The organism is Streptomyces sp. NPDC005195 (assembly GCF_040608315.1).
Taxonomy (GTDB): domain Bacteria; phylum Actinomycetota; class Actinomycetes; order Streptomycetales; family Streptomycetaceae; genus Streptomyces; species Streptomyces kaempferi.
In genome coordinates this window covers 1-3,409 of record NZ_JBEXHZ010000194.1, presented here as the reverse complement: position 1 = coordinate 3,409, position 3,409 = coordinate 1, and the positions used below count along the sequence as shown (strand labels likewise).

The 3,409-nt window shown below is 72.0% G+C and carries 4 protein-coding genes and 1 pseudogene; 3 read left to right on the top strand and 2 right to left on the bottom strand.

From position 1 onward, the window contains the following. Positions 1 to 545: pseudogene (locus ABZV34_RS37800) on the top strand (hypothetical protein); the annotation flags it as partial. A 412-nt stretch (positions 546 to 957) separates the two neighbouring features. Here the strand turns inward: ABZV34_RS37800 and ABZV34_RS37795 are convergent. Next, positions 958 to 1,542 (bottom strand): SDR family oxidoreductase, encoded by a 585-nt coding sequence (locus ABZV34_RS37795; RefSeq protein WP_356287319.1) that lies wholly within the window; start codon positions 1,540 to 1,542, stop codon positions 958 to 960. Between the two features lie 145 nt (positions 1,543 to 1,687). Between ABZV34_RS37795 and ABZV34_RS37790 the strand changes: the two genes are divergently transcribed. Together ABZV34_RS37790 and ABZV34_RS37785 are read left to right on the top strand one after the other, a co-directional pair. After that, complete coding sequence (locus ABZV34_RS37790; RefSeq protein ID WP_356287316.1) at positions 1,688 to 2,209, top strand: ATP-binding protein; 522 nt, start codon at positions 1,688 to 1,690, stop codon at positions 2,207 to 2,209. 375 nt (positions 2,210 to 2,584) lie between these two features. Beyond that, the gene (locus tag ABZV34_RS37785) at positions 2,585 to 3,070 is read left to right on the top strand and encodes a hypothetical protein (protein WP_356287313.1); all 486 of its coding nucleotides are present in this window, start codon (positions 2,585 to 2,587) and stop codon (positions 3,068 to 3,070) included. Between the two features lie 76 nt (positions 3,071 to 3,146). On the opposite strand, the gene ABZV34_RS37780 is transcribed toward ABZV34_RS37785, so the two are convergent. Next, positions 3,147 to 3,409, bottom strand: a 263-nt coding sequence (locus tag ABZV34_RS37780; RefSeq protein ID WP_356287310.1) for a C40 family peptidase, incomplete at its 5' end; no start/stop codon positions are given.

The following is a 3,409-nucleotide window of genomic DNA, read 5'->3' as shown; positions in this document are numbered from 1 at the left end:
TGGCGCTGGCCCGGTCCGGTGTCGCCACCGCGAAGGGCTCGGGCAGCCCGCTCGGACTGATGCGGCTGTACGCCATGTCGGCGCGCGGCCACGCGGCCCAGGGGCACTCGGCAGAGACCTCCGAGGCGCTGCGGCTGGCGGAACGACAACTGGACGCGAGCCGGGGAGCCGCCCAGGAATCCGCATGGGTGCGCTATCTCGACCACCACTACCTCCAGGCCGAGGCCGCCCACTGTTTCCGTGACCTCGGCCTCGCCGCGCAGGCGGAGCGCACGGCGAGTGAGTCACTGGGCGCCAACGCCGACCGGCGCAGACGCCAGGCCATCAGCCGGTCCGTCCTGGCGACCGCCCATCTGCAGCAGGACCGGCTCGACGAGGCGGTCGGCACCGCCACCGAAGCGCTCGACACCCTCAGCACCGTGCACAGCGAACGTTCCATCCAGGCGCTGCGCGACTTCCGCAGACGCCTGGAACCCCGTCGCCACGAACCGCTGGTGCGGGACTTCGAGCGCAGGTCCCGGGGCGTGCTGGGGGCGGCGGCATGACCGGGCAACGGTGCGACCGGTGACCTGACTTCGGTCCTGTGGTCCCGCTTCGGACACTGAAGGCCGAGGAACCGCGGGCAGCCGGCCCGCATGAGCGCCGTCACCAGCCCGCTGACACCCTTACCGATCACCGCAACCCGCGCCACTGAGCTCCCCTTCGCGTCGTGTTGCGCAACGAGCCTACTGCTCAGCGATCTTGGCAATCTTGGCGGCTGAGTCGGGGAGTCGTCCGGGGGAGGGGAGGAGAGGCTGCCGCAGGAGATCAGCCCTATCGGGCGCACGGCCGGGTTCCCCGCTCGCGGCGTCGAAGCCGACTCGGACTCTCTCACCTGCGCGAGGCCGGCCGCCGTCGCGTGACGCTGCGTCCGACTCCGTCGCGTGACGCTGCGCCCGACTCCGTCGCGTTCTCTGGTCATTTGGATGCGCGAGGAGTGACGGCCGGACAGCCGGGCGCCGTACCCGTCACCGGCGTGCGGCCCCGTGGTCCGGTCGACGACTCGATGCCGTCCGCCGGCTCAGTAGCCGTCCGGCGAGGGCGCGTTCTGCGCGCGGTCGACGGGCAGATGGGCGGTGGCACCGCGGCCCGGATCAGGCGTGCCGCATGACCGACGTTCACTTCCCAGGTCGCCGCCCAGTCCTCCGAGTCCGTCGCCTCGAAGCGGCCGCCGCGGGAGCCGCCCGCGCAGGCCACCACTCCGTCGAGTCCGCCGAAACGTTTCGCCACGGCCGCGACGAAGCTCTCCAGGTGCTCCGGCTCGGTGACGTCGAGCGCCCGGGTGTACACGGGGGTGTCCAGTGACCGCGCCAGTACGTCCAGGTCCCCGGCACCGCGCGCGCAGGTCGCCACCCGGGCCCCCTCGGCGGCGAGGAGCCGCACGATCTGCTCACCGAGCCCTCGCGTGCCACCCGTGACCAGGACGCGCTTGCCGCGTACCCCGGACCACCCGGTGCGATCGGCTGTGCGCGCCGCCGTCCGGACCCCGCTCACGTTCCTCACGCGCCCGAACATACATCCCGCACCACTACGGGCCCGCAACCGGACAACCCCGATACCCCCTGGCCGGACGGTGCCTGTGACCTGTTGGCTGCTGGAGCAGCCACCGCACACGTCCCCCACCCGAGCTGCGCACGGAGGAGGATCGATGAGGGCATCCAGAGCCCCGCGCCGCGAGCCGCCGCACGACACCCCCGTGCCGCGCGGCCTTCCGTCCACGAGCGGGGGCCGGCCCGGTGACCCCGCGATGATCCCCGTAGTCCCGCCCGGTCTCCTGCGGGCCACGGTCCCTGCCCACGCCTCGCGGGCGGCCGGCGTACGGACGTTGGTCGCCGAGTGCCTCACCCGCCTGCGCCTGCCGCCCGAGCCCCTCGACAACGCTGTCCTCGCCACCGGTGAACTGTTCGCCAACGCGGTCGGACACGGCAGTTCGGGCCCCGCCGACACGATCACCGTCACCCTCGAGCGCACCGGGCGCGAGCTGCGCGTGACGGTCGCCGACGCCTCGGCCGTCCTGCCGCGGCCACGGCTGACGGACCCGGCCACGGAGTCGGGACGCGGTCTGGCCATCGTGGCCGCGCTGACCGACGACAGGGGCATCGCACCGCCCGACCCCGGCAGCACGGGTAAGAAGGTGTGGTTCACGCTGGTGCTCCATGGCATGCCATGAGGGGATCGCCGACCGGGTCACGGCGGTGGGCTCGGCCGAAGTGACCTGCTGACAGGCCCTGTTCAGGGTCTCCGCCGGCAGCACGTACCGCGCACAGCGTCCCGGCGACCGGCGCCGGCCCGCGGGAGCGATGCCCGCCGGACAGGGGCCGCCACCACGCAGCGACGACGGGCGTCGGGCCCCAACGAGGTGGAACCTGCTCGGCGCGCTCGGAGCCCTGGCCACGCTCGGGGAAGCCTGGGCCGGACCCGAGCGGGGGAGTGTGAACGCCGCACCGGTGTACGCGACAGTCATATCAATGGCCACCCGTGCCCATTGGGGTGAAATGCCCGATGAAACCGCTCGCCGTGCGCCGGGGTCGGTCATGGTCTCTTCATGGAAAGCAGGCATGACGGAGGGAACGGGACCTTGCGGTTGAGGCGTTTCGGAACGATTCTGGGCGCGATCGGGCTCACCGTGCCGGCAATCACCGTCGGCGCTCACGCCGCGGCGGTCGCCTGCGGCGGTGGCGTGTCGACCGGCCGGGTGGCCGTCAACGGGTGTGTCAGCGCCCAGCGGGGATCCGTCGGCAGAATCACCACCCGGGAGATCACCGCACACATCAAGGCGCGAAACACCGGAACAAGGGGACTGAACGTCTCCTACGAGGCATTCTTCCGTGTCGTCGACGGTGGCCACTGGGTGAAACTGGGCAGCGGTCGCGCCTACGTCGGGCCGGGCGAAGCCATCGGCCCTGCCGAAGTGGGAAGCACGACCCGGGTGTGCGGGCCCGTGAAGGTGGAGATCCGTGTACACGCTCGGGCGGACGGTGCCGCCTGGAGCAATTGGTCTCCCGCGTCCACGAGGCAATGCCAGACCTGAGCGGCTGAACTCATCGGGGCGGCCCGACAGCCCCGCCAGGGGTCATCGGTGCCACCCGCGCGAGCAGCGGCACAGCTCAGACGCGGACTCCGAACTGGAAAGGCATGTTGCCGATCGACTCGTAGCGGACGAGCGCGCCGGTGTGCGGGGCGTGCAGCACCTGGCCGCCGCCCGCGTACAGCCCGACGTGGTGCTGGTCCCCGTAGAAGATGACCAGGTCGCCGACCTGCAGATCGCTCTGCGAGTAGATGCGGGTACCCGCGTTGGCCTGGGCCTCCGAGGTGCGGGGGATGGAGACATCGGCCTGGGCGTAGGCCCAGGAGGTGAGGCCTGAGCAGT

Excerpts from the sequence above, each read along its gene's own strand:
- ABZV34_RS37790 (WP_356287316.1), top strand. The coding sequence starts at position 1,688 with ATGAGGGCATCCAGAGCCCCGCGCCGCGAGCCGCCGCACGACACCCCC.
- ABZV34_RS37785 (WP_356287313.1), top strand. The coding sequence starts at position 2,585 with ATGGAAAGCAGGCATGACGGAGGGAACGGGACCTTGCGGTTGAGGCGT.